Here is a 23,801-nt window from a genome sequence, read left to right as displayed (position 1 = left end):
AATTCCAGAACCCCTGTTTGCTGACGCAGACAGGGGTTTTGTTTATGTAGAAGTCCATGAATTTCACCGGGACGTTGTTAACACAACGGGCTGGTATACAGAATTTCTTGACGACCATAGAGCATTGGAACCACCTGATCCCATCCCGAACTCAGCAGTGAAACGATGCATCGCCGATGGTAGTGTGGGGTTTCCCCATGTGAGAGTAGGTCATCGTCAAGATTGAATTCCGAAACCCCTGTCTGCTAACGCAGACAGGGGTTTTGTCGTTTAAGGACGCGAATTGTCCAAGCCCTTAAACGACGAGGGCAGCCCCCAATCGGCAAACACAAAAAAGCCAGCATCTGAAATCAGACGCTGGCTTTTTAGTCACTCATGGTTCAGAACTGATAGCTTACCGTCGCACTCACATTACGTTCCTCGCCCAGGTAACAGAAGTTCAGGCTCGCACACGAAGCAACATAGGTCTCGTTAGTCAGGTTATTGGCATTGAGCCGCACATCCACACCTTTCAACCCTACCTTACTCAAGTCATAACCCACCGAAGCATCAAACAACGTATAGGCAGGCACCTTCATGGTGTTTTCTGCATCCGCCCAACTGTATCCGACGTACCGCACCCCACCCCCAAGGCGCAAGCCATCCAAGGCGCCGCTATTGAACTTATAGTCGGCCCAAACCGAGGCCATGTGACGAGGTGCTTGGGTCGGCGAGTTGCCCTTGTTCTCAATCAGATTGTCAGCCGTGCTCAACGTACTCACCATCGACTTGGAGTACTTGATATCCGTAAAGGTATAGCTGCCCAAAAGCTTCAGGTTATCGGTCAGTTGCATATGAGCCTCCAACTCAAGCCCCTGGGAGCGAACAGCGCCTACAGCCCGATAGAAGTTCTCCTGCGGCAGTTTGGTTGCCAGGTTCTCCTGGTCGATGCGAAACCAGGACGCCGTAAACAGGTTATCCGTGCCTGGCGGTTGGTACTTCAAACCGGCCTCCCACTGCGTCCCATCTGTCGGAGCCAAGGGGTTACCGGCGCTATCGGAATAGGAGTTCGGGTTGAAGGACTCTGAATAGCTGACATAGGGCGCCAAGCCGTTATCAAACAGATACAGCGCCCCTGCACGCCCCGTGAGTTTGGTCCGTTTGTCACTGATCTCAGTACCCACAGGGCGGTTTGCTTCTGCGATGCGGTTTTCATCCGACGTCTGCACCCAATCCTGGCGCAGCCCGAGAGAGAAGCGCCATTTGTCCATTTCGATCAGATCTTGCAGGTAGACGCCAGTCTGTTCCAGCCGCCGTAGGTAGCTGGTTGGGCTGTAGTAGCTGATAGCGGAATTGCCGTAGACCGGATTAAACGCATTGATCGGCTGCAGCGACCCACTGGTCCAGTCCACCACGGTCTTGCGGCGTTGATAATCCGCCCCCATCAGCAGGGTATGCTTAGTCGCACCGGTAAAAAATTCTGCCTGCAGCATGTTGTCGATGATGAACGCATGCAGCTTTTCATCACCTCCCGAGTAATAGCGGTTCAGCTCATTACTGGTCGGCGTGGTCCAGCCGTAGGCGTACACCTGATCCAGCTGCACCTTGGAATCCAGGTAGCGGAAATTCTGTCGGGCGGTAAATACATCGTTGAAGCGATGTTCAAACTGATAACCAAACGATTGCTGGTCACGTTTATAGCCATCGACCCCTGGCTCACCTTCAAAAAAGTGGCTGGAAATCCGCTGCCCATTGCGTTGATGCAATGCGCCATCCGCCGGCATCCCACCGTGATAACCGCCATCAGGGTCATGTTGCAGGTATGCCTGGAGCGTCAGCGAAGTGTCCTCAGTGAAATCGATACTCAGCGTAGGCGCCAACGCAAAGCGTTTTTCCTTGGCATGGTCGAATTGAGTGTCGGACTTGTCCGCTAACCCGGTAAGTCGGTAGGCAACACGCTTGTCGTCATCTACCGGCCCGCTGAAATCAAAACCCATGCCTCGTTGCCCGCGGCTACCGACTGTCGCCTGAACCTGATGATAAGACTCGAACAGTGGTTTCTTGCTGGTCAGCGCCACCAGGCCACCCGGTGAGCTGCGCCCGTACAGCACGGACGACGGTCCTTTAAGAATGTCGACCCGTTCGAGAAAATACGGATCCACCTGCATCGTACTGTAGGTGCCGCTGTCTCCCATGGACTTCAAGCCATCCAGGTAAATGTTGTCGACCGATCCGTCATTGAAACCGCGCATGGCCACGTAGTCATAACGATGGGTTGCGCCATAAGGGTTGGTCAGCACGCCAGGCGTATAACGCATGGCTTGCGCGACGGTTTGGGAGCCTTGGTCGTCCATCTGTTCACGCGTCACCACTGAAACGGTTTGAGAGGTTTCAAGCAGCGCGGTGCTGGTCTTGGTTGCGATTTGGCTATGGGTCGCGTTGTAACCGTCCATGCTGCCCAAGGCATTACCCAGGGCGAAGCCTCTGATGTCCGTGGTAGGCAACGTCAGCGTGCTACTTTCCGGCTGCGCCTGCAGAACAAAGCTGACACCGTCCTGTGAATCTGCCTGCAACCCCGAGCCAATAAGCACGTGATTCAAACCTTGCTCGGCCGAATAGTCACCCTGTAGGCCGCTCGATTGTTTGCCCTGAGTCTGTAACGGCGTGCTGGATAGGGTAATACCCGCCTCACGGGCAAACTGATTAAGTACCTCACTCAAAGGACCGGCAGGAATGTCGTAGTGCCGGTTGATCTGCTCGGTACCTGGTTGCGCGGCGAAGCCGACAGTCGGCAGCGTACCCATACCCAACGCCGTCGAAAACAAAGCGGCGCGGATGGCTTTGGCTAGCAAAGGGTGGGGAAAGACAAAGGAGTCGTTTTGAAAACGTACAGTCATGTTCAAGGTCCGTAGAGGCCGGTGAGGGCAGTTTGAGAGGCTTACTGTCTAAGCCGGACTCACGGAAAAAAACCGCCAAAAAAACTGGATGCAGCCCATAACAATTCAGACCGCCCGTTCCAGGCTCACCCACCAACGTGTGCGATAGCGCACCTGAACCGGCAGCGTCTTCGGCAATATCGCCAGCAGCTGGTCGGTGTCTTCCAGGCGGAATACGCCCGACAGCCTTAAATCGGCAATATCGGCCGAACAACCCAGATGCCCCGGTCGGTAACGACTCACTTCTGCCAGGAAATCCTCAAGCCGCATGCCTCGTGTGATGATCAGCCCGTCAGCCCATGCCCCTGCATCCAAGTCCAGAGGTGGAGCAACGACGACTTGCGTCTGGTTCACAAGGTAGTCCTGCCCTGAGTGGGCCTGGGTGGATAACCCATCGACCGTGTGCGGAGAGTGAATGGCGACGTTTCCACTGACCACACTCAGCCGTGTGCAGTCGCGCTCCTGGCGCAGGGTAAAGCGCCCGTCGATACCTTCGAACAGGCCGTGGCGGGTTTTCACCAACAAAGGCGTTGGCGCTGCTGCGCCGCAGTTGACCAGGATTTCCCCGCGCAAGAGTGTGATCAGGCGTTGCTGAGGGTCAAAGCTCAGGTCCACCGCACTGTCGGTATTGAGTTGCAGACGCGTGCCATCCGGCAATTGAATACTGCGCCGTTCACCCGTGGCGGTGGCGAAGTCGGCCGTCCAGCGTTGCCAACCCACCAGGTCTCTGCTGATCCAGCCTGCCGAACCCACCAATACAATGCCGGACAACACCTTCAGCGCCTGCCGGCGATCGAGCCCCTGCGCGCTGTTTTCCAACGCCACATGTGCGCCGGGGATCGCCGTCAGTCGACTGTTCAATTCCTGCTGCAGCGCCTGCACCCGTTGCCAGGCCAACTCGTGATCAGTATGGGCCTCACGCCAGTGTTCACATTGCGCACGCAGGCGCACATTGGCGCGATTGTTACGCAGGCGCAGCGCCCAGTTGATGGCTTGTTTGACGACCTGGGAGTCAGGGTCGTGCCGGGAAGCATTCATGCGCCATACCGCAGGACGTAACAGTGATAGAGCCCTTGCGCGACATAGCGCTCCACGGATCGCAGCGATACGCCCATTTGCTGCGCAATTTGTGCATACGCCAACCCATCGCACTGAGCCAATAGAAACGCCTTACGCACTTTAGGCTTCAGACCTTCCAGAAGCAGGGCGATTTCCTCCAGCAACTCCAGCACCAGCGCACGGGCTTCAGCGCTCGGTGCCAATGCCTCCGGTAGATGTGCGATGGACTCAAGATAAGCACGTTCTATTTCTTCACGGCGCCAGTGATCAATCACCAAGCCCCGGGCGATGGTGCGTAGAAATGCGCGAGGTGCCTTCAGTTCGAAGCGTTCGGTTTTCTGCAGCAGGCGCACAAAGGTGTCCTGCGCCAGGTCTGCGGCATCGGCGGCATTTCCCAGGCGGCTGCGCAACCAGGTGTTGAGCCAATTGTGGTGGGTGCTGTACAGCGTCTGCACAACACTTTCACACGGGATGTATTCAGAAGACGGCATTCACGCAGGCCCGGCCAAACGTCACAAATGATAATTAGTCGCATTGTCTGGAAGGCTGAAAGATTTTGCAATCTCTGAAGCGTGCAGCGCTACCGCTTGTCGGTTTCCTACGCCAAAAGAGGATGCCTCTCACAAATTTCTAAGATTTGCCGACGCTTGGCCGAAAGCCTGATGAGCCATGCGTGCACCGAAATAGAGCGGCCCGAGAGTCCGCCTATACCGTTACATGGAATGTTCCACTCGGCACGCTCACCCCCCTTTGGCAAAAGAAGTCGATGAAATGAATCTCAAGTTCAGTCATAAAATTCTGTTGGCCGCGTCAGGCGTCGTGGTTCTAGCCTTCGCGTTATTCACGCTCTACAACGACTACCTGCAACGCAGCACCATCAAGCAAAACCTGGAATCGTCCATCCAGCAATCCGGTGAACTCACCGCCAGCAGCGTGCAGAACTGGCTCAGCGGCCGGATCCTTGTGCTCGAAAGCCTGGCGCAGAACGTTGCCCACCAAGGCAGTGGTGCTGACCTCCCCGGGTTGGTCGATCAGCCTGCATTTACCTCGAACTTCCAGTTCACCTACGTCGGTCAAACCAATGGCGTGTTCACACAGCGCCCTGACGCCAAGATGCCCGATGGTTACGACCCTCGTCAGCGCCCCTGGTACAAACAAGCCGTAGCGGCTGATAAAACCATGCTCACTCCGCCTTACATGGCCGCAGTGGGCGGGCAGATCGTCACCATCGCCATGCCGGTGAAAAAGAACGGTGAATTGTTGGGTGTGGTGGGTGGCGACCTCAGCCTGCAGACCTTGGTGAAGATCATCAACTCGGTCGACTTCGGTGGTATCGGCCATGCGTTCCTGGTCAGCGCGGACGGCCAAGTCATCGTCAGCCCTGACCAGGATCAGGTGATGAAAAATCTCAAGGACATCTACCCGGGCACCAGCCTGCGAATCGAGAAGGTCAACCAGGACGTCGTCCTCAACGGCCAGGATCGCATCCTGTCGTTCACCCCCATCAGCGGTTTGCCGGGTGCAGATTGGTACATCGGTCTGTCGATCGACAAAGACAAAGCCTACGCGCCACTAGGCAAATTCCGTACTTCTGCATTGATTGCCATGTTGATCGCTGTGGTGGTGATTGCCGTGCTCTTGAGCCTGCTGATTCAAGTGTTGCTGCGGCCGTTGACCACTATGGGCGTGGCCATGCAAGACATTGCCCAGGGCGAAGGCGACCTCACCCGCCGCCTGGATGTCACCAGCAAGGACGAGTTCGGCGAAGTGGGCAGTGCGTTCAACCAATTCGTCGAGCGTATTCACGCCTCCATCTCTGAAGTGTCCTCGGCAACCCGTCAAGTGCACGACCTGTCCCAGCGCGTCATGGCTTCGTCCAATGCCTCGATCATTGGCTCCGACGAGCAGAGTGCGCGTACCAACAGCGTGGCTGCGGCCATCAACGAGCTGGGTGCAGCCACCCAGGAGATCGCCCGCAACGCCGCCGATGCTTCCCAGCATGCCAGCGGTGCCAGCGAACAGGCTGACGATGGGCGCAAAGTCGTCGAGCAAACCATCCTGGCGATGTCGGAACTGTCGCAGAAGATCAGTCTGTCCTGCACTCAGATCGAAACACTCAATGCCAGCACCGATAACATCGGCCACATCCTGGATGTGATCAAAGGCATTTCCCAGCAAACCAACTTGCTGGCCCTGAACGCGGCGATCGAAGCGGCCCGCGCCGGTGAGGCCGGGCGTGGTTTTGCCGTGGTGGCTGACGAAGTGCGCAACCTGGCTCACCGTACCCAGGAGTCTGCCGAGGAGATCCACAAAATGATCACCTCGCTGCAAGTGGGCTCACGTGAAGCGGTGACCACCATGAACGCCAGCCAGTCTTCCAGCGAAGAAAGCGTAGAAGTGGCCAACCAGGCCGGTGCCCGCCTGGTCAGCGTGACGCAGCGAATCGTCGAGATCGACGGCATGAACCAATCGGTGGCCGCCGCGACCGAGGAGCAGACTGCGGTGGTGGAGACCCTCAACGTCGACATCAACCAGATCAACCTGCTGAACCAGCAGGGCGTGGCCAACCTCAACGAGACCCTGAAAGATTGCGATGCACTGTCGCAACAGGCGAGCCGCCTGAAGCAACTGGTCGACAGCTTCAAGATCTGACGCATTGATTGAACGGGTAGGAGCGAGCGGCCTCGCTCCTACTGTTCAGCTGAATAACCGGCGCACATTCTCCAGGGCGCTGTCGGCAAACTCCTGCACAAATTGCTCAAAGCCCGCCTGTGCGGTCTCGACGGGCTCGGCAATAATCGTCCACACGACCTTCGAGCATTCAGCGCCCGCGGCTTGAACGCTGATCGCGGCCCAGAGCCTGGCGATCCCAAGGGTGTTGTAAAGGGTGGTCCAGGTCATGTGCATGGCATGCTCATCCCGGCTATTGAGTTGCTCCACGACGCAATGGCCGTCCTTGAAAAACTTCGTTCGCAGTGCACCCACGCCGGCGCCTGTCATTTCGATGCGGGTCAGCGCTGGGATGAACCTGTCAAAGCGCGCGAATTGGCCCACCATGCCCCAAACGTGGTTGGCATTGCTGGCGACAACGACAGAGGCCACTATCGGTCGCCCTCGTGGGTTGCGAATTAATGTATCGGGTTGCAGCGGTTTCATGAGGTTGTCCTGAATCTATTTACAAAAAGCCTATGGCTCTGAGGTAGTTGCACCCTCTGCTCAGCAGCGACGGGTCTTTTTCCGGGTACTGTTCGCCCATCCGATGAACACCTCGTCGTGCATTGTCATGGCGAATCATCGACGTGTCGCTGATGTCCTCTTCCAGGTTATCCAGGTAGAACCCAAGCACGCCGAATAACGCGTTGTCCTGGCTCACCTTTCGCAACGCATGTTGCCAATCTGCAAGGCTGACGCGCTCGAACATGCAACCCATGCGGCCGAATGCGTCCAGGTAGTGTGCCCAGCTCAACGGTTGTGGGTTATGCAGGTTGAATACGTTGGCTGCCGCGTGAAATTCGCCACTGTGGAAGGCAATGAAACGGGCGAAGAAATCAACGGGCACCAAGTCAAAGTTCATGTCCAACTCAGGCACCAGGCCCAGTTGCAGCGAGCCCTTGAGCATCAGCATCAGGCGGTTTTTATGGGGTTGGCAGACGCCGTTAGAGGCGTTGAAGCTGATGTTGCCGGGGCGATGGATGTTCACCCATGCGCCTTGCTCGACCGCCCGGCGCAACTGCCGCTCGGCCACCCATTTGGACAGGTTGTAACCATTTTTGATGAACACTGGCAGAGTGGGCTCGGCGTGTGCTTCGAGTACGTATCCCTGCACGTCGAGGCTGCTGGAGGCGGACAGTGTCGAGACAAAATTGAAGACTTTCTTGCAGTGGGTTTCGCATAGCCGCAAACACTCGGCTATCGGCGCGACGTTATCCCGGGCCAGGGAGGCGTAGTCCATCACATGGTTGACGTGCGCGGCGTTGTGCACCAACACCCCGTAATCCTGTGCAAGGCCGTTGTATTGCGCGTAGGTCAGGCCCAACCGAGGCAAGCTGACATCGGCGGCGTACACCTGAACCCGGCTGATGTCCAAGTGGTCCAGCTGGTATTCGCGCAACGCGTCGGCAAACCGTGCGGCAGCCGTTCGATCGGGCGACTCACGTACAAGACATGCAACTTTTTCAGCGCCACCTGCCAACAGTGCCTGGACAACATGCACGCCGACAAAGCTGTTGGCGCCCGTGACGATGACGTGGCGCGGGTTACCGGCACGCTCGCCGGGCAGTGCGTCAACAGCCCATTCCCGTTGAGCATCACATGCCGCTTGGCCTGTCAGTACGTCGGGTGCCGAGCCGTTCTCCATGAGCGCCGCAAGCGTACGAATCGTCGGGACTTCAATGAAGTGGCTCAGGGAAAAGCTGCGGCCAAAATGCTCGCGGGCCCGCAGCAGCAGAGTCGACAGCAACAGGGAGTGGCCCCCCAAGTTGAAGAAACTCTCATCGACAGACAGCGCCTTGGCAGGCAGCCCCAGCAACTCGCCCCACAGGTCAGCCAGGCGCACCTGAAGCGGCGTCTGTGCGGGGGTGGAAGTGGCATTTACGCGGCGAGCAACGGGCGATGCGAGCAACGCCTTGCGATCGATTTTGCCGCTGTCGGAACAGGGCAGGCAGGGCAGCTCGGTCCACTCCTGGGGGCGCATATGGTCGGGCAACCATTGCTGCGCGTACTCGGCCAGGCAAGCGACCGTGACTCCCGTTTCGGGCTGGGCGGCAAACCCCAGGATCCTGTGATCGCCATCAATCACCACGGCCACTTGGCGATACAGGCGGCTGTTTCGCAAGCACTGCTCAATCTCTTGGGGTTCCACTCTAAAGCCGCGGATTTTTACCTGGTCATCGCGACGTCCACCCAGCTCGATGCCCTCTGCTGTCCATTTCGCCAGATCGCCGCTGCGGTAGGCGCGAAGGGGTTGTGTGCCGAACACTTGCAGCTCGACGAACGGGCTGTCTGACTGTTGAGGCAGGCCCACATAGCCCAGGCTTACACCTGGGCCGGCGATATACAGTTCGCCCATGACGTTTTCATCCACTGGCTGCAGGTCGTCATCCAGTATCAGCACCTGGCTGTTGGCGATGGGGCGGCCCAGGCTTCGATTACCGTCACCGGGGCGCAGTGTTCGGTGGGTGACGAGCACTGCGGTTTCGGTGGGGCCGTAGAGATTGTGCAATTGGCACTGTGCCGCCAATCGATCGATCACATAGGGCTCGCAGGCCTCACCCCCCGTATACAGGTGTGCCAGGCCCAGTGGTTGATCCAATGGCAGGATGCTGAGCAACGCCGGTGGCAGGAAGGCGTGAGTGACGTGCTGTTGGCGAATCAGATCGAGTAATTGTTGTGGGTCACGGTGTTGGTGTTCGCTTGGGACGATCAGTGTGGCGCCGGCGATCAGGCTGGGGAAAATATCGATCAGCGAGGAATCAAAACTCAATGGCGAAAACTGCAGGACCTGGCTCTTTTCGTTGACCGCCATGCAGCGACCAAACCACGCGCAGAAGTGCGCCAGGTTACCCTGGCTCAACAGCACGCCCTTGGGTTGGCCGGTCGTCCCTGACGTATAGAGCACCATGCACGGCATCGCCGCCGAAGGGCGCACGAGCATCAGCGACGGCATTGCCATTGCATCGAGTTGGCTGACTGCGCTGACATCCAGAGACGCCACCTCACTGCGTAGTGGATGCGTACCTCCGTGCAGCAACAGGCAGGCCCCTGCGTTTTCCAACATCACCCGTTGGCGGCGAGCAGGTTGGTCGGGTGCCAGTGGCAGGTAAACGGCGCCGCAGCCCATTACGGCCAGGATGCTGGCGTACAGATCAACGGACTTTCTCAGGCAGACCCCAATCACCGGTAACGTTCCCGCGGTCTCCAACATCGGGCGCAGTTGCAGTTGGATCGCCAGGGCGCGCGCCTGCAGTTGGCGATAGGTCACCGTGCTACCTGCAACCTTCAGGGCCGTTCGCGAGGCAAATACTTGGAGACTGGCTTGCAGCTGTTCGATCACCGGGGTTCCGGCCTGGTGCAGCAGCGCTGGGTCGGCCGTGCGATTGAAACGATGCACGAAGGCCAGCGCTTCCAATGCCTGCAAACCTTCTTCAGGCCAATCATTGGCCTGCGCTTCTGCGCGAAAATACGCGGGGTCGCGTGAAAAACCGCTGACTTGCAATGCCACCCATTCGGTCAATGCAAGCGTCGTTTGTTGGCGCAGACGCTGGCCGTTGCCGCTGGGTTCCTCAACCGGTCCTAACGTCGAGAGCAGGCGTTGGGTACGGTCATAGCAACGCAGCTGCACGGCAGGCAACCCGCACTCAGTCACGGGGCTGATGCCCAGGCGCAGGCTTATCCCCATCACTTCGCCGTCGTGTGTGGACAAGGGCTGGGTACCGTCCTCGATCAAGAGGTCGACCGCCTCGCTACCGGTCACATGCCCGTATTGCTCCAGCTCCCGCCGCACCGCTTCCAGCGCCTTGCTGATGCCAACGTAGGTGATGGTCAGGCGCCTCATGCTGGCCTCCCCTCCACCGGCAGGTAGTCACAGAGCGCCTGCGCCACAGAGGGTGTTTGCAGCAGTCCGCTGTGGTGCAGAAAGCCCATGATATTGCCAAGCAACGGGTGCTGGCGCGTGATGGGGAAATCCATCGCCGCCACCTCAGCCCGCAGTGCAGTGCGCACGTGAGCGCTGACATCGATGTGGTCGATCAACTGCAGGTTGAACTGCTTCTGCAGGTCGTTGGTCAGGTAATGCGACAGAAAGGCCGGCAGGACCTGAGCGATACCCTCGCGATGATCCGGACTGGCCGCCTGCCAATACCGGCGCACAAGGTGCGTCCAGAACCGCGCATGACGGCCTTCATCAAACAGGTGGTCGGCCATCAGCCCGCGCACGGACGCCTTGAGGCTGGTGTCCTTGGAAAACGCCGCCACGTCGTGGGTCACGGTGTTCTCGGCAATCGCCACACAGACCAACTCCACGGCGTCGCGCAGGTGTGCAGGCACCTGCGCCTGGGCTGCCGGCAAGGCGCGGCTCAGCTCGATCTGCTCGGGCATGTCGATGGGCGCAATACCGGTCAACGCCACGGTCTGTTGGAGGAAGTCCAGTGCGACCAATGCGTGATAGTCCTCGTCGACAACGACGGTCATCGCGTCGTATCGACAGGCGAGGGGGAAGGGCTGCGGGAAACGGTTCTTGGCAATGCTGCGGGCGGTCTTGTCGACGATCTCGGTCTCGAAAATCACCACGTCGTTGAGGAACTTGTAGAAACTCTGCACCAGCACAAAATCGCGCCACTGTGGGCAGTGCTCCAGAAATGTCGCGCAGAGCACCAAAGGCTGTCGACACAGCGGGTAGATCAGTTTGTCATCGTCTTCCAACAACCGGCGAGGGCGGGTGCGAATGGTTGCGCGGCGCTCCCAGTCATCGGCGATGGAGCGGTAGTCGTCGATGTTCATGGTTGCACCTCATGCAGCGAGGTGCGCACTGCGTCCCAGAGCATGATGCGGCTTTCTACGGCGGCGAGCGCCATTTCATCGGCTTGCCGACGGTCGTTCGGATTGGCCGCCACCAGGCGTTCCAGCATCTGTGCTGCGGCGGGCCCGTGGTCATGGGCGTCCAGCTCGATATGCCGCTCAAGGTAGTTGCGCAGAGCGGGCGCTTGGCCAGGGAGGAGCGCTTGCTGTTGCAAGAGGCGTTCAAACATCCCGGGAATGACACACTCACGCCCATGAAAGAAGACCGCTGCCACACAATGGGGCGGCGCGTTCAAGGCGAGGTGCAGTGTGCTGCCGACGAAACCCGCAAGCTCGGGAAGCACGCCGATCATGGTCAGGGCAGCGCTGGCGTCCGTGCCTTGACGTTGTAGTGCGATAAAGCGATGGATATTCGACGTGTCGGCACCCACCTCGGCCATTGCCTCCAGGTAAAGCTCGAAGTGGCTGCAATGGCCACGGGTTGGGTGGGTGTCGGATTCTTCGCCCAATACGATTTCATTGATCAGGCGAGCAGACTGCGGGTCGGTTGGGGGAAGCCAGGGCAATCGTACGCACGTGAGGTCTCGTTGCAGGCGTTTGGCGAGCGTCATGAAATCCCAAACGGCGAATACATGGTTTTCCATGAACCGTTGCAACTTTGGGCGGGAGGTTATTTCAATAAAGAGCGGGTGGTTGCACAGATGGATTTTTTTTTGTTCAAGTAAAGATTGATACATGGTTGATGCCTATAAGTTGCTGCGCTCGCTGTGAGAACAGCGGTTGGCTTTAAGGGCCGAATATTAGGTAGGGCAGGCCAGGCCTTGCGCACTTTGTTGTGCGAGGTAGTAGAAGTGTCTGGCCTGGTAAGAAAAGATGATAAGCCGGTTAGTTACGGCTCTGTGCATACGAATTTATTAGAAGTTTTTCTAAATGATTTGATTTGTAAGTTGCGCTGTAACTACGGGTGGGAAGTTTCTTGGAACCGAGCGGGATCCATTATCGTAAGTTGTTTAAGTTGGAATCGCTGTTTGAGAAGTTATTTCTTTCGGGGGTCTTTCTGCGTGAAAGAACCCCACTATGGCTTACTTGCCGGCGGCTTCCAGGCCTTTGAGATAAGTCGTGATCACCTCCATCCCGCGCATCAAGTGGTTGCGCAGCGTCAGGATGCTTTCTTCGGTTTTCTTCTGTGCCACCAGGTTCAGCAGCTCGCGGTGGTCTTCCTGGGACGTCTCACCCAGGCCCATCGCTTCCAGGTTGAAACGCAGAAAACGTTCCTCCTCGTTCAAGCCGTGTTCCACCAATTTGAGCAGTCGCTGGTTCGGTGCCTTACCGTACAGGGCCATGTGAAACAATCGATTCAGACGCCCGATTTCTGTGTAGTCCTTTTCTTGCTCCAAAGCGATGATGCAGGCGTCTGCTTCGGCGATATCGTCGGCTGTCAGCAGCGGGATCGACAGGCGCAGCGCCTCGGACTCCAGCAACATGCGCAGGGCGTAGGTTTCCGCCGAGTTGTCTTCGATCAATGGCGCAACTACGGCACCCTTGTGTGTCACCACGTGCAGCAATGACTGTGCTTCAAGCTGGCGCAAGGCTTCCCGCACGGGCATGCGGCTGACGCCGAACAGGCTGGCCAGTTCCTGTTGGCGCATGGCCGTGCCACAGGGCAAACGGCCATCGAGGATGGCATTGCGCAGGGTTTCTTCAATCACGGCGCGAGCAAGGTGCGCGGGAATAGGCCCGCTGATCTTGATGCTGTTCAAAGGGTTCGGCTTCTGCGTCACGGTTACGCTATCCTCCTTTTTCAAAAGGGTGTGGCTAATTGGATCCAAAGCACACTAGAGACTGCCCCTAAGCTTGTCAAACAGGCACGGTTTCGGCTTGTAAGCGGTTCAACACGCCGCTCCGCACGCCCACATCAAGCCTTTATCGTGTCTTACGTTGCCAGGCTCAACCGGCGTCCTGCTAAGTGTTTACAGCCATTTTTTGCCTTATAAGTGTTAAACGTTTCGCCGCAGCCGTTTATTCCCTCATGGCCGAGCGCCCAGTGCTTTTGCCAGCACATTCCCGTCTATAGATATTCACTAACGGTATTTAAATTGCTGTTCTTATATCTATAAAGTCAGCCTCCTGTCTGATCGGGAGTGAACTCATGTCCGCCGCCTCTACTGTTCCAACAGCGAACCCATCCACCCAAACCTTCGAGATTCTCCCACTGGCCGGCAGTGTCGGCGCCGAGGTCATCGGCCTGGATTTGTCCCGACCGGTCAACGACCAGGATTTCGCCCGCATCCACCGTGCGCACCTGGACCATCACGTCGTCGTTTTCCGTGACCAACGCATCACCCCCGAACAACAGATCGCTTTCAGCCGCCGCTTCGGTGTGCTGCAGATCCACGTGCTCAAACAGTTCCTGCTGGCCAACCATCCGGAGATCCTGATCGTCTCCAACATCATCGAAAACGGCCAATCCATCGGCTTGGGTGATGCAGGAAAATTCTGGCATTCGGACCTCTCCTATAAGGAACTACCAAGCTTGGGCTCGATGCTGCACGCCCAGGAACTGCCTTCCGAGGGCGGCGACACCTTGTTTGCCGACATGCACAAGGCCTGGGACCAATTGCCCGAGCACCTGCGCACAGCGGTCGAAGGCCGAAGCGCCGCGCACTCCTACACCGCGCGCTACAGCGAGACCAAATTCGAAGGCAACTGGCGCCCGACCCTCACTCCGGAACAGCTTGCCCAAGTCGCCGAAGTGGTGCACCCGATCGTGCGCACCCACCCGGAAAACGGGCGTAAGGCGCTCTTTGTGAGTGAAGGTTTCACCACCCGTATTGTCGGCCTGCCGGAGGACGAAAGCCGCGACCTCCTCGCCCAGCTCTACGCCCACAGCGTGTTGCCAGAAAACATCTACCGCCATCAGTGGCAGCCCCACGACATGGTGTTCTGGGACAACCGCTCGCTGATCCATCTGGCGGCCGGCTGCCCGAGCCACCTGCGACGCAAGCTGTTTCGCACCACCATCCAGGGCGACGCGCCTTTCTGATCCCCACTTCCCGGCTAGAGAGTTGAAATGAACGCGCCCCTGCAAGGCCACGCGGCCAGCACGTTGAATACCCCCCAGCCTTTGTTGGCGGTGGACAAAGTCAGCCTTGAATACCGCACCCCCGAGCGCGTGGTGCGAGCCACTCACCAAGTCAGTTTCGAGATCGACCCGGCCGACCGCTATGTGCTCCTCGGCCCCTCGGGTTGCGGCAAATCCACACTGCTCAAATCCATCGCCGGCTTTATCAAACCGTGCGAAGGCGAGATCCGCTTGCAGGGGCAAAAAGTCGAACAGCCGGGCCCTGACCGCATCGTGGTGTTCCAGGAATTCGACCAGTTGCCGCCTTGGAAGACCGTCAAGCAGAACGTGATGTTTCCGTTGCTGGCGTCCAAGACCCTCAAGCGCCGCGAGGCCGAAGAGCGCGCCCTGCACTACCTCGACAAGGTCGGCCTCAGCGCCTTCGCCGACGCGTACCCCCATACTCTTTCTGGTGGCATGAAAGCCCGCGTCGCCATCGCCCGCGCGTTGGCCATGCAACCGAAAATCCTGTTGATGGACGAGCCCTTCGCCGCCCTCGACGCCCTGACCCGACGCAAGATGCAAGAAGAGTTGCTGCTGCTCTGGGAAGAGGTGCGTTTCACCCTGCTGTTCGTCACCCACTCCATCGAAGAGGCGTTGGTGGTGGGCAATCGTATCCTGTTGCTGTCGCCCCACCCGGGCCGGGTGCGTGCGGAAATCCACAGCCATCAGTACGACCTGCACAGCCTCGGCGGCGTTGAGTTCCAGGCCTCGGCGCGGCGCATCCATCGCCTGCTGTTCGACGAAGCGCCCGAGGCCGAGCAAGAGCTGGGTTTTGCTGATATCCGCATCGCTTATTGAAGGGGCCGCTCATGCGCCAGGAATACGAAATCACCCTCGAACCGCTGCTCAGCGTTCCCGTTGAACGCGAGTTGCCCCTGCGCCAGCGCCTGTGGCAACAAGGCTGGCTGCGCAAGGGCTTGATCCTGATCGTGCTGGCCATCCTGTGGGAAGCCGTCGCGCGGTATCAGAACAACGACCTGCTGCTGCCGAGCTTTTTGCAGACGTCCCAGGCGCTGTTCGACGGCCTGCTCAGCGGCGAATTGCTCAGCAAGGTGAGCATCTCGCTGGCGGTGCTGATCAAGGGTTACTTGATTGGCATCGTGCTGGCGTTTGCCCTCACCACGCTGGCGGTCTCGACCCAGTTGGGCCGCGACCTGCTCAGTACCCTGACCTCGATGTTCAACCCGTTGCCGGCCATTGCGCTGCTACCGTTGGCCCTGCTGTGGTTCGGCCTGGGGCAGAACAGCCTGATCTTCGTACTGGTGCATTCGGTGTTGTGGGCGCTCGCGCTCAATACCTATTCGGGGTTCCTCGGCGTGTCCGAAACCCTGCGCATGGCCGGCCGCAACTATGGCCTCAAAGGCATGCGCTTCGTGCTGTTCATCCTGATCCCGGCCGCGCTGCCGTCGATTCTTTCGGGTCTCAAGATCGGCTGGGCATTTGCCTGGCGCACGCTGATCGCTGCCGAGTTGGTGTTCGGCGCCACCAGCGGTAAGGGCGGGCTGGGCTGGTACATCTTCCAGAACCGCAACGAGCTGTACACCGACAAGGTGTTTGCCGGTTTGGCCGTGGTGATCCTGATCGGCCTGCTCGTGGAAAACCTGGTGTTTGACACCTTCGAGCGGCTCACCGTAAAGCGCTGGGGCATGCAGCGTTAAATAGGAATGATTGCTCTTTGCCAGGCGTGCGCCCGATAATGCCGGCCGAACCTGACGTCGTCTTGACGTCAGGCATACCCGGTAGAAGGATTTGCGGCGATGCGGTGTTTTGTCTTGGCGGCGGCTTTGTTTTTGTCCACTTCGGTGTTTGCCCAGTTCACGCCGCAAGCGGTATCCATGCCCAAGCCGCTCTACCCCTCAACCCAGGCTGGCACCCAGGGGCATGCACGCATCAGCCTGAAGATTCACAACGACGGCACGGTCAGCGACGTCAAGGCGCTCACCGCCACACAGCCTGATTTCGGCGAGGCGGCGGTGAACGCGGCCAGGCAATGGCGCTTCAAACCTTGGGCGGCGAGTGCCGACCAACCCGCAGTGGTCGAGGCGCAGAACGACATGATCTTCACGCCCACTGCGCCCAGCAAAGAATCCGTCCAACTGACCTTCACGCAAACCACCTATCAACCTTGCAGCGCGTTGAACGAAGAGGTCAGCCAGTTCCGGCGTGAACATCCCACTCGCCCGTTGATTGCCATGAAGAGCTTCGCCATTACCCGCGTCGCGGTGATGTTTCCGGCATTAAGCGGCAAAAGCGATTACAACGATGGCCTGTCCCGGTCTGATGAGCTGGAAAACGCCCTGCCGGAAATCGTGCGTCAGTGCCAGGCTCACCCCCAAGCGGCTTTTGCCGATTACCTGCCGCGTGCTTTCAAGCGCTACCTGTAAAGCCTGCTAGGATTGCGTACGCTGTAACCCCCACTGAAAACGAGTGCTTGGCATGCAACTACCGGACATGAACCTGCTGGTCGCCCTCGACGCCTTGCTCGACGAAGGCAGTGTGGTGGGCGCGGCGCGGCGGATGAACCTGAGCCCTGCGGCCATGAGCCGAACCCTCACGCGCATTCGCGAAGCGGTGGGCGACCCGATCCTGGTACGGGCCGGGCGCGGCCTGGTGCCGACACCCAAGGCGCTGCAGTTGCAAGGCCAGGTGCGCAATGTGGTGGAGCAGGCGGCGGTGCTGTTTCGTTCCGCCGAGCAGGTCGACTTGAGCACGTTGCGCCGCCGCTTCAGTGTGCGGGCCAATGACTTTTTTATCGGGGTGTATGGCGGTCGTCTGTTTGACACCATGGAGCGTGTCGCCCCGCTGTGCGAGCTGTGCTTCGTGCCCGAAGGCGATACCGACGATGATGCCCTGCGTGAAGGGCGCCTGGACTTGCGAGTGAGCAATACCCTGCCAGCCAGCCCCGAAGTGAAAGTGCAGAACCTGTTTTCCACCACCTTTGTCGGCCTCGCCCGCGAAGATCACCCGTTGTTTGACGAAGAGATCACCGCCGCACGCTTCGCCAGTTATTCGCACATCAGTATCTCGCGGCGTGGCAAGGCCCGCGGGCCGATCGACACCGCGCTGAATGCCCAGGGCCTGGAGCGTCGTGTCGCGATGATCGCTCCAGGCTTCCACGGTGCGATGTTCATGCTGCCCGACTCCGATCTGCTCCTGCCGGTGCCCAAGGAAGCGTTGCTGAGCGCCAATCGCCTGAAACTGCCGCTGCGCGCCTTCCCGCTGCCGATCTCCTTGCCCACCCTGGTCCTGGCCCAATCCTGGCACCCGCGCTTCGACAAAGACCCGGCCCACAAATGGCTGCGCGAAACCATGCGCGAGAGCTGCCACGCCACCTGGCTCGAAGCCCAACCCGCCTGACACAAACCTCATCTCACACCCCACACCCCTCGTAGGAGCCCGGCTTGCCGGCGATGGCGATCTTGAATACGCCATCGCCGGCAAGCCGGGCTCTTACGAGGGGTGTGTGCAGATCAATGGATTGCGTTTCACGCACTTATAAGCTTCCGATAAGTAACTTTTTGTCATGTATGGGGCTGATTAAACTGCTCGGGTATTTTTAATGTCGAGCTCTCCGTTCATGACTTCCCTCGCTGCCCCCACCCTCGCGGCCGCAGCCAAACCCACCGCGATGAGCCCACCCGTGTTCGGCCCGCGCATCATCATCGGCCTGGTCGGCGTGTTGCTGGCGGTGCTGATCTCCGGCCTCAACGAGACGGTCACCAAAGTGGCCCTCGCGGATATCCGTGGTGCGCTGTACATCGGTTTTGACGAAGGCACCTGGCTGGTCGCGGCCTACACCGCCACGTCAGTCGCGGCCATGGCTTTCGCGCCCTGGTGTTCGGTGACGTTTTCCCTGCGCCGCTTCACCCTGTGCGCGATCGGCCTGTTCACCGTGCTGGGCATCCTGTGCCCGTTTGCGCCGAACTACGAAAGCCTGTTGGTACTGCGCACCGTGCAAGGCCTGGCGGGTGGGGCGCTGCCGCCGATGCTGATGACCGTGGCGCTGCGTTTCCTGCCCGCCAACGTCAAGCTGTATGGCCTGGCCGGCTACGCGCTGACCGCCACTTTCGGCCCGAGCCTCGGCACGCCGCTGGCGGCGCTGTGGACCGAATACGTCGGCTGGCAGTGGGCGTTCTGGCAGATCGTCGCGCCTTGCTTGCTGGCGATGGCCGCCGTCGCCTACGGCCTGCCCCAAGACCCGTTGCGCCTGGAACGCTTCAAGCAATTCAACTGGCGCGGCCTGCTGCTGGGGTTCCCGGCGATCTGCATGTTGGTGATCGGCCTGCTGCAAGGCAATCGCCTGGACTGGTTCGAGTCGGGCCTGATCACCTGCTTGCTGTGCGGCGGCACGCTGTTGCTGGTGCTGTTCATGCTCAACGAATGGTCGCAACCGATCCCGTTTTTCAAGTTGCAGATGCTCGGCCTGCGCAACCTGTCGTTTGCATTGATCGTGTTGGCCGGTGTGCTGATGGTGCTGACCTCGGTGATCCTCATCCCGTCGAGCTTCCTCGCGCAGGTCCAGGGTTATCGCCCGCTGCAAACCGCGCCGGTGATGTTGCTGATGGCGGTGCCGCAGCTCATCGCACTGCCGTTGGTGGCGGCGTTGTGCAACCTGCGCTGGGTTGATTGCCGCTGGGTGCTGGGCATTGGCCTGGGCATGTTGGTGCTGTGCTGCGTGGGCAGTGCACACCTGACCTCGGCGTGGATCCGCGACGACTTCTATGGCCTGTACCTGCTGCAAATCTTCGGTCAGCCCATGGCCGTGCTGCCGCTGCTGATGCTGTCCACCGGCAGCATCCAACCGATGGATGGGCCGTTCGCCTCGGCCTGGTTCAACACCATCAAAGGCCTGGCCGCCGTGATCGCGACCGCCGTGCTGGATGTGCTGACCACTCGGCGCCTGCACTTCCACTCGAACATGTTGGTGGACGGCCTGGGCAACGCCCCACTGGCCGACGCCGATGCGCCGGGCCTTGCGCACCGCCTGCACGAACAGGCTGTGGTGCTCACGTCGTCGGATCTTTATTACGTCATGGCCGCCGTCGCGGTGGCGTTGATTCTGCTGATTTTCTGGATGCCGACGCGGATTTTTCCACCGCGCGCACCGACCTAGCCAAAAGGATTGCTCATGAAACGCAAAGACAAAATTGCCGTCTCCGTTATCGCGGTGTTCGCCGTGGGCGTGCTGGTATACCTGGTTGCGCCGGCCGTGCTGGGCAGCAAGCGCCAAACCACCAACGACGCCTTCGTCGCCGCCGACTTCACCCTGGTTGCGCCGCGTGTGGCGGGCTTCATCAAAGAAGTGCTGGTGGAAGACAACCAGCGGGTCAAGGCCGGCCAGTTGCTGGCGCTGATTGACGACCGCGATTTTCGCGCCGCCGCCCAGGCGGCTGACGCCGATACCCTCGTCGCCCAGGCCCAACTGAAAAACGCCACGGCCACCCTGGAGCGGCAAAGCTCGGTCATCGCCCAGGCCCAGGCCACCGTCGCGGCAGACCGCGCCGAAATGGCCTTTGCCGAGCACGAACTGAACCGCTACAACCACCTCGCGGGCGTAGGCGCGGGCACCGTGCAAAATGCTCAGCAAGCCAAGACGCGCATCGACCAAGCCACCGCACGCCTGGCCAATGCCACTGCCGTACTCGCGGCCGAACGCAAGCAGGTAGAGATCCTCACCGCCCGGCGTGATGCGGCCGAAGGCGGGCTCAAACGTGCCCAGGCGGCCTTGGAACTGGCCAGTTTTCAGCTGTCCTACACGCGCATTGTGGCGCCGGTGGACGGCATGGTCGGCGAGCGTGCCGTGCGCGTCGGTGCCTACGTGACACCGGGCAGCAAGATCCTCGCCGTGGTGCCGTTGGCCGATGCCTACGTGGTGGCCAATTTCCAGGAAACCCAACTGTCCCACATGCACGCGGGCCAGGCGGTTCAGGTGCGTGTCGACAGCCTGGATGGCGAGCTGCTCAACGGCCATCTCGAAAGCCTGGCGCCAGCCACCGGGGTGACGTTCGCGTCGGTCAAACCAGATAACGCCACCGGCAATTTCACCAAGGTGGTGCAGCGCATTCCGGTGAAGATCGTGCTGGAGCCTGGCCAGGCCCACGCCGAGCGCCTGCGGGTTGGTATGTCGGTGGAAGCCAGCGTCGATACCCAGCCGGTGGCAAAAAACCGTGAGGTGGCCCAGCAATGAAGCACATCGCCTGGCTCACCCTGAGCCTCGTCAGCCTGAGCGCCTGCACGGTCGGCCCGGATTTCCACACGCCGCAAAGCCCGCAAGTGACGCAATGGAGTGAACCCCAGGGCCGCCAGGCCGACAGCCGGTCGACCAGCGACCCCCTACAAGAACGCTGGTGGGACGTGTTCCACGATGAGCAACTCTCAGCCCTCACGCGTCGCGCGCTCACCGACAACCTCGACCTGAAACTCGCCAGTAGCCGCCTGCAACAGAGCCGTGCCGTGCGCCAGGTGACCACCGCCGAGCGTTACCCCAACGTCAACGCCACCGGTGACTACCTGCGCCAGCGCAACAGCGCCAAGGGCTTGAGCGACCCGTCCGGCGAAAATGGCCGGTCGGCCTACAACCAGTGGGACATGGGCTTCTCCGCCGCGTGGGAGCTGGATTTCTGGGGCCGGGTCAAACGCGAAACCGAAGCCGCCGACGCCACCCTGCAAGTGGCCGAGAATGACCGTCGCGCCGTGCTGCTGTCAGTGCTCGCCGAGACCGCTCAGGACTACATCCAACTGCGCGGCGTACAAAATACCCGCGCCGTCACCGAGCAGAACCTCGACGTCGCCCGCCACAGCCTCAAGCTCTCGCAACTGCGCCTGGCCGACGGCGTGGCCACCGATCTGGACGTTGCCGAAGCCGCTGCCCAAGTGGCGGCCATCGAAGCGCGCCTGCCGGATTTGCAGCAACGCCAGGACCAGTTGATCAACGCCCTGAGCCTGTTGATGGGCGAGCCGCCACAAGCCCTGCATGCGCAGTTGTCCAAGGACGCCGCCGTGCCACAAACCCAGCGCCAGGTCGCCATCGGCCTGCCTTCGGAGCTGGCCGAGCGTCGCCCGGATATCCGCCAGGCCGAAGCGCGGTTGCATGCCGCCACCGCCAACATCGGCGTGGCCAAGGGTGACTTCTACCCGCGTATCACGCTGTCCGGCAGCCTTGGCTCCCAGGCGATGCAGCTGTCGGACTTTGGCTCATGGGGCTCGCGCGCCTTTGCCTTCGGCCCGCAGTTCAGCCTGCCGCTGTTCAATGGCGGGCGCCTGCAGGGCATGTTGAACCTGCGCGAAGCCCAGCAGCAGGAAGCGGCGCTGGCCTACCAGCAAACCGTGTTGCGCGCCTGGCATGAGATCGACGACCAACTGACTCGCTACAACGCCAGCCAACTGCGCCGCGACAGCCTTGCCGAAGCCGTGCGCCAGAACCAGATCGCCCTGGCCACCGCGCAGCACCAATACGTGGAAGGCGTGGTGGATTTCGTCAACGTGCTCACCGTGCAAAGCGCGCTGCTGGCCACCCAGGAGCAGTGGGTGGAAAGCTCCACGGGTGTTTCGCTGGCGATGGTCGGGTTGTACAAGGCGTTGGGTGGCGGCTGGGAATCGGTGTACCCACTGCAAACGGCTGCACGCTGATCTGCAAAGAGTTTTTGTCAGTCGCGAAATAAGGTGTAATGATAATTGCTCTCAATAATGTATCTGAGCTTTTCATGGACACCGCGACTGACGGCCAGCAACAGCTTCATCTCCTGTACCGCGACCATCACGGCTGGCTGCAAGGCTGGTTGCGCCAACGCCTGGGCGATCGCGAGCACGCTGCCGATGTGGCGCAGGACACGTTCCTGCGCCTGCTGGTGTCCGGGCGTTTTCCCGGCGACAAGGAAAGCCGCAGCTACCTGGCGCAGATCGCTCGCAACCTGGTGATCGACCAATGGCGGCGCTTGCGCATCGAACGCGCCTACCTGGAAAGCATCGCGCACTTACCGGAACCGGAATCACCGTCCCTGGAAACCCGTGCGCTGATCCTCGAAACCCTGATGCAGATCGATGCCATGCTCGACCGCATGCCCGACAACGTGCGCCGCGCATTCCTGCTGTCGCAGTTCGAAGGCCTGAGCTACGCGCAGATTGCCGAACGCCTGGGCGTCACCGTCAGCTCGGTGCAGAAGTACATGACCCGCGCCATTGTCGCCTGCTACCAGGTGGCCTACGCCGAATGAAACACGATGCGCCCATCGCCCCGGCCATTGTCGAGCAGGCCAGCGAGTGGCTGATGCTGCAATGGGGCGATGAACTGCGTGATGAACAGCGCGAAGCTTTCGCCCAATGGCAGGCCGCCGACCCGGAGCATCGCCGCGCTTGGCAGCGCCTTCAGCACTTGCAACACACCCTCAGTGGCGTGCCGGCCGACAGTGCCCGTGCCGTGCTGCGTGACACCCCGGATCCCCATCGCCGGGCGGCCCTCAAGTTGCTCGGCGTGTTGCTGGTGGCGGGCGGCAGCGGTTATCTGGTGCAGCGCAGCGAACCCTGGCAAGCGGCGTTTGCCGAGTACCACACCGCCACGGGCGAGATCCGTCAGTTCACCCTCAGCGACGGCACGCGCCTGGACCTCAACAGCGACAGTGCCGTGGACTTGCGTTTCAGCGCCAGTGAGCGACGCATCCGCCTGATCCGTGGCGAAATCCTGCTGACCAGCGGCCACGACCCGTTGCGCCCGCTGATCGTCGAGACGCCGGCCGGCGATGTGCAGGCGCTGGGTACGCGTTTTTCCGTGCGTGAATTGCCTGACGGTAGCCGTGTCGATCTGTATGAAGGCCGCGTGCGCGTCACCCCGGCACAGGGCACCGCGGTGCAGATGAACGCGGGGGACAGCCTGTGGTTCAACCAACGCCAAAGCTCGGCGCTGCCTGCGGTCAACGCCAATGCCAGCAGTTGGACCGAGCACCGTCTGATCGCCGAGCGCCAGCCACTGGGCGAGTTTGTGACGCAACTGGGCCGCTATCGTCCTGGCGTGTTGCGCTGCGATCCCGCCGTGGCCGGCCTGCTGCTCACCGGCGTGTTTCCGCTGACGGACACCGACGCCATCCTCGCCGCCCTGGCGCATTCGCTGCCCATCCACATACACAGCGTCACGCGCTATTGGGTCACCCTCAAAGCGCGAGCCTGAACCCAACCCTACAAAAATAATGTTGCGG

The 23,801-nt window shown here is 60.2% G+C and carries 19 protein-coding genes and 1 rRNA gene; 12 read left to right on the top strand and 8 right to left on the bottom strand.

All coding sequences use genetic code 11. From position 1 onward, the window contains the following. Positions 1-106 precede the first annotated feature (106 nt). Positions 107-222 (top strand): 5S ribosomal RNA (gene rrf, locus HX792_RS18790). 158 nt (positions 223-380) lie between these two features. On the opposite strand, the gene HX792_RS18785 is transcribed toward rrf, so the two are convergent. The 3 genes from HX792_RS18785 to HX792_RS18775 all read right to left on the bottom strand — a co-directional run bounded on the left by HX792_RS18785 (position 381) and on the right by HX792_RS18775 (position 4,465). Then, positions 381-2,876, bottom strand: coding sequence for a TonB-dependent siderophore receptor (locus HX792_RS18785; protein WP_176997467.1), 2,496 nt, complete (start codon positions 2,874-2,876; stop codon positions 381-383). 105 nt (positions 2,877-2,981) lie between these two features. After that, positions 2,982-3,953 carry a FecR domain-containing protein gene (locus HX792_RS18780; protein WP_176997466.1) on the bottom strand — a complete coding sequence of 324 codons (972 nt, stop codon included), beginning with the start codon at positions 3,951-3,953 and terminating at the stop codon, positions 2,982-2,984. Beyond that, positions 3,950-4,465, bottom strand: coding sequence for a sigma-70 family RNA polymerase sigma factor (locus HX792_RS18775; protein ID WP_176997465.1), 516 nt, complete (start codon positions 4,463-4,465; stop codon positions 3,950-3,952). The genes HX792_RS18780 and HX792_RS18775 overlap by 4 nt, the downstream gene beginning before the upstream one ends. A 280-nt stretch (positions 4,466-4,745) precedes the next feature. Here HX792_RS18775 and HX792_RS18770 point away from each other — a divergent pair, with 280 nt between their 5' ends. Next, complete coding sequence (locus HX792_RS18770) at positions 4,746-6,626, top strand: methyl-accepting chemotaxis protein (protein WP_176997464.1); 1,881 nt, start codon at positions 4,746-4,748, stop codon at positions 6,624-6,626. 45 nt (positions 6,627-6,671) lie between these two features. Here the strand turns inward: HX792_RS18770 and HX792_RS18765 are convergent, their stop codons facing one another. The 5 genes from HX792_RS18765 to HX792_RS18745 all read right to left on the bottom strand — a co-directional run bounded on the left by HX792_RS18765 (position 6,672) and on the right by HX792_RS18745 (position 13,270). Beyond that, positions 6,672-7,130, bottom strand: a complete 459-nt coding sequence (locus HX792_RS18765) for an SRPBCC family protein (RefSeq protein WP_176997463.1) — start codon at positions 7,128-7,130, stop codon at positions 6,672-6,674. 19 nt (positions 7,131-7,149) lie between these two features. Continuing rightward, positions 7,150-10,527: an amino acid adenylation domain-containing protein gene (locus HX792_RS18760; RefSeq protein WP_176997462.1), complete on the bottom strand. Its 3,378-nt coding sequence runs from the start codon at positions 10,525-10,527 to the stop codon at positions 7,150-7,152. Next, complete coding sequence (locus tag HX792_RS18755; protein ID WP_176997461.1) at positions 10,524-11,471, bottom strand: diiron oxygenase; 948 nt, start codon at positions 11,469-11,471, stop codon at positions 10,524-10,526. Before HX792_RS18755 ends, HX792_RS18760 begins: the two co-directional genes overlap by 4 nt. Further along, the gene (locus HX792_RS18750) at positions 11,468-12,226 is read right to left on the bottom strand and encodes a DUF3050 domain-containing protein (RefSeq protein ID WP_176997460.1); all 759 of its coding nucleotides are present in this window, start codon (positions 12,224-12,226) and stop codon (positions 11,468-11,470) included. The genes HX792_RS18755 and HX792_RS18750 overlap by 4 nt, the downstream gene beginning before the upstream one ends. A gap of 345 nt (positions 12,227-12,571) precedes the next feature. Further along, positions 12,572-13,270: a GntR family transcriptional regulator gene (locus HX792_RS18745; protein ID WP_176997459.1), complete on the bottom strand. Its 699-nt coding sequence runs from the start codon at positions 13,268-13,270 to the stop codon at positions 12,572-12,574. Positions 13,271-13,638: 368 nt separating this feature from the next. Here HX792_RS18745 and HX792_RS18740 point away from each other — a divergent pair, with 368 nt between their 5' ends. The 10 genes from HX792_RS18740 to HX792_RS18695 all read left to right on the top strand — a co-directional run bounded on the left by HX792_RS18740 (position 13,639) and on the right by HX792_RS18695 (position 23,773). Beyond that, a complete protein-coding gene (locus tag HX792_RS18740; RefSeq protein WP_176997458.1) occupies positions 13,639-14,532 on the top strand; it encodes a TauD/TfdA family dioxygenase in 894 nt (297 codons plus the stop codon). Between the two features lie 27 nt (positions 14,533-14,559). Next, positions 14,560-15,411 (top strand): ABC transporter ATP-binding protein, encoded by an 852-nt coding sequence (locus tag HX792_RS18735; RefSeq protein ID WP_176997457.1) that lies wholly within the window; start codon positions 14,560-14,562, stop codon positions 15,409-15,411. Positions 15,412-15,422: 11 nt separating this feature from the next. Next, positions 15,423-16,271 (top strand): ABC transporter permease, encoded by an 849-nt coding sequence (locus HX792_RS18730; RefSeq protein WP_176997456.1) that lies wholly within the window; start codon positions 15,423-15,425, stop codon positions 16,269-16,271. A 99-nt stretch (positions 16,272-16,370) separates the two neighbouring features. Beyond that, positions 16,371-16,997 (top strand): TonB family protein, encoded by a 627-nt coding sequence (locus HX792_RS18725; protein WP_176997455.1) that lies wholly within the window; start codon positions 16,371-16,373, stop codon positions 16,995-16,997. A gap of 52 nt (positions 16,998-17,049) precedes the next feature. After that, positions 17,050-17,970: a LysR family transcriptional regulator gene (locus HX792_RS18720; RefSeq protein WP_176997454.1), complete on the top strand. Its 921-nt coding sequence runs from the start codon at positions 17,050-17,052 to the stop codon at positions 17,968-17,970. A gap of 220 nt (positions 17,971-18,190) precedes the next feature. Beyond that, positions 18,191-19,726: an MFS transporter gene (locus HX792_RS18715; RefSeq protein ID WP_176997453.1), complete on the top strand. Its 1,536-nt coding sequence runs from the start codon at positions 18,191-18,193 to the stop codon at positions 19,724-19,726. Positions 19,727-19,741: 15 nt separating this feature from the next. Beyond that, entirely contained in the window at positions 19,742-20,800 is a 1,059-nt protein-coding gene (locus tag HX792_RS18710; protein ID WP_176997452.1) for an HlyD family secretion protein, read from the top strand. Further along, positions 20,797-22,242 carry an efflux transporter outer membrane subunit gene (locus HX792_RS18705; protein ID WP_176997451.1) on the top strand — a complete coding sequence of 482 codons (1,446 nt, stop codon included), beginning with the start codon at positions 20,797-20,799 and terminating at the stop codon, positions 22,240-22,242. The genes HX792_RS18710 and HX792_RS18705 overlap by 4 nt, the downstream gene beginning before the upstream one ends. A 74-nt stretch (positions 22,243-22,316) precedes the next feature. After that, positions 22,317-22,826, top strand: coding sequence for a sigma-70 family RNA polymerase sigma factor (locus HX792_RS18700; RefSeq protein ID WP_176997450.1), 510 nt, complete (start codon positions 22,317-22,319; stop codon positions 22,824-22,826). Continuing rightward, positions 22,823-23,773: a FecR domain-containing protein gene (locus tag HX792_RS18695; protein ID WP_176997449.1), complete on the top strand. Its 951-nt coding sequence runs from the start codon at positions 22,823-22,825 to the stop codon at positions 23,771-23,773. Before HX792_RS18700 ends, HX792_RS18695 begins: the two co-directional genes overlap by 4 nt. Positions 23,774-23,801 lie beyond the last annotated feature (28 nt).

It is taken from the genome of Pseudomonas sp. B6002, assembly GCF_013385985.1.
In the GTDB taxonomy this organism is placed as follows: domain Bacteria; phylum Pseudomonadota; class Gammaproteobacteria; order Pseudomonadales; family Pseudomonadaceae; genus Aquipseudomonas.
The sequence above is the reverse complement of the archived record's forward strand: the minus strand, read 5'-3'. Positions and strand labels throughout refer to the sequence as shown.

Bases quoted from the DNA above. Each gene is read 5' to 3' on its own strand.
- HX792_RS18785 (WP_176997467.1), bottom strand. From the start codon at position 2,876: ATGACTGTACGTTTTCAAAACGACTCCTTTGTCTTTCCCCACCCTTTG.
- HX792_RS18770 (WP_176997464.1), top strand. From the start codon at position 4,746: ATGAATCTCAAGTTCAGTCATAAAATTCTGTTGGCCGCGTCAGGCGTC.
- HX792_RS18755 (WP_176997461.1), bottom strand. From the start codon at position 11,471: ATGAACATCGACGACTACCGCTCCATCGCCGATGACTGGGAGCGCCGC.
- HX792_RS18695 (WP_176997449.1), top strand. From the start codon at position 22,823: ATGAAACACGATGCGCCCATCGCCCCGGCCATTGTCGAGCAGGCCAGC.
- HX792_RS18775 (WP_176997465.1), bottom strand. From the start codon at position 4,465: ATGCCGTCTTCTGAATACATCCCGTGTGAAAGTGTTGTGCAGACGCTG.
- HX792_RS18700 (WP_176997450.1), top strand. From the start codon at position 22,317: ATGGACACCGCGACTGACGGCCAGCAACAGCTTCATCTCCTGTACCGC.
- HX792_RS18735 (WP_176997457.1), top strand. From the start codon at position 14,560: ATGAACGCGCCCCTGCAAGGCCACGCGGCCAGCACGTTGAATACCCCC.
- HX792_RS18760 (WP_176997462.1), bottom strand. From the start codon at position 10,527: ATGAGGCGCCTGACCATCACCTACGTTGGCATCAGCAAGGCGCTGGAA.
- HX792_RS18750 (WP_176997460.1), bottom strand. From the start codon at position 12,226: ATGTATCAATCTTTACTTGAACAAAAAAAAATCCATCTGTGCAACCAC.
- HX792_RS18715 (WP_176997453.1), top strand. From the start codon at position 18,191: ATGACTTCCCTCGCTGCCCCCACCCTCGCGGCCGCAGCCAAACCCACC.
- HX792_RS18730 (WP_176997456.1), top strand. From the start codon at position 15,423: ATGCGCCAGGAATACGAAATCACCCTCGAACCGCTGCTCAGCGTTCCC.
- HX792_RS18720 (WP_176997454.1), top strand. From the start codon at position 17,050: ATGCAACTACCGGACATGAACCTGCTGGTCGCCCTCGACGCCTTGCTC.
- HX792_RS18705 (WP_176997451.1), top strand. From the start codon at position 20,797: ATGAAGCACATCGCCTGGCTCACCCTGAGCCTCGTCAGCCTGAGCGCC.
- HX792_RS18765 (WP_176997463.1), bottom strand. From the start codon at position 7,130: ATGAAACCGCTGCAACCCGATACATTAATTCGCAACCCACGAGGGCGA.
- HX792_RS18710 (WP_176997452.1), top strand. From the start codon at position 19,742: ATGAAACGCAAAGACAAAATTGCCGTCTCCGTTATCGCGGTGTTCGCC.
- HX792_RS18780 (WP_176997466.1), bottom strand. From the start codon at position 3,953: ATGAATGCTTCCCGGCACGACCCTGACTCCCAGGTCGTCAAACAAGCC.
- HX792_RS18725 (WP_176997455.1), top strand. From the start codon at position 16,371: ATGCGGTGTTTTGTCTTGGCGGCGGCTTTGTTTTTGTCCACTTCGGTG.
- HX792_RS18740 (WP_176997458.1), top strand. From the start codon at position 13,639: ATGTCCGCCGCCTCTACTGTTCCAACAGCGAACCCATCCACCCAAACC.